This is a genomic window from Paenarthrobacter sp. NPDC090522 (assembly GCF_044769225.1).
In the GTDB taxonomy this organism is placed as follows: domain Bacteria; phylum Actinomycetota; class Actinomycetes; order Actinomycetales; family Micrococcaceae; genus Arthrobacter.
On record NZ_JBIVXL010000050.1, the window covers coordinates 1 to 1,198 of the forward strand.

Genomic DNA, 1,198 nt, shown 5'->3' on the forward strand with positions numbered 1-1,198 from the left:
GGTGGGTCCTGTGGGTGCCGGGCGGTTGTGCCGCCCGGCACTTTTGGGTGGTGTGGGTTAGACGTGGGCGAGGGTGTTGACGCGGGTGGCGACGGCGTCAGCGAAGTCGCTGGTGCCGGCGGTGCCGCCCATGTCCTTGGTGGTGGTGCCGTCCAGGACGGTTGCTTCGATGGCTTTTTCGACCAGTTCGGCTGCCTGGAGGATCTTCTCGTCGTTGAATTTCGCGCCGAGCCAGCGCAGGAGCATGGCCGAGGAGAGGATCATCGCGATGGGGTTGGCGATGTTCTGTCCGGCGATGTCCGGGGCGGAGCCGTGGGAGGCCTGGGCCATGGCGTGGGTGTCGGAGGAGTTGATCGAGGGTGCGATGCCCAGGGATCCGGCGACTTCACCGGCGAGGTCCGAGAGGATGTCGCCGAACATGTTCTCGGTGACGATGACGTCGAACTTGTTCGCGCGGCGGACCAGGTGCACGGTCATGGCGTCGATGTGGAAGTCGTTCACGGACACGTCGGGGTACTGGGTGGCGACCTCGCGGCAGACGTCGCGGAACAGGCCGGTGGTCATTTTCAGGACGTTGGCTTTGTGCACGATGGTCAGCTGCTTGGTGCGGGACTGTGCGAGCTGGAACGCGGCGTGGGCGATGCGTTCGGTCGCGGCGCGGGTGATGATGCCGTGCATGATGGCCACGTCCGGGGTGGGCATCATTTCGCCGGTACCGGCGAAGGTGTTCCGGTCGGCGTAGAAGCCTTCGGTGTTTTCGCGCACGATGACCAGGTCGGTGCCCTCGACGATCGCGTTGCCGCCGGGGAAGGCCTTGGACGGGCGGATGTTGGCGAACAGGCCGAAGTGCTTGCGGATCGTGCCTGAGGGGTTCAGCGCGGACTTGTGCGGTTCCGGGTAGGAGGCCGAGTCGTGCGGGCCCAGCAGCCAGCCGTCGACGTCGTTAAGGGCCTCGAGGGTTTCGGCCGGGACGGCCGTGCCGTGGGTGTCGATCGCGGTCCGGCCCAGGGGCAGCTCGGTCCAGTCGATGGCCGGGGCACCTACCGCGGCGACAGCCGCGTCAAGGATCTTCACGGAGGCCGGAACGATCTCCGGGCCGATGCCATCACCGTTCAGAACTGCCAGTCGGTACTGCTTGGATGTAGTCACGGGGGTGTTTCCTTTTCTCTATAACCAGGTCTCTTTGACGGACCAGGAA

At 65.6% G+C, this 1,198-nt stretch carries 1 protein-coding gene; it reads right to left on the bottom strand.

The window, feature by feature from the left end; translation table 11 throughout:
• Window positions 1-57: 57 nt before the first annotated feature.
• A complete protein-coding gene (locus ACIQT2_RS23970) occupies window positions 58-1,149 on the bottom strand; it encodes an isocitrate/isopropylmalate dehydrogenase family protein (protein WP_402951778.1) in 1,092 nt (363 codons plus the stop codon).
• Window positions 1,150-1,198: the final 49 nt, after the last annotated feature.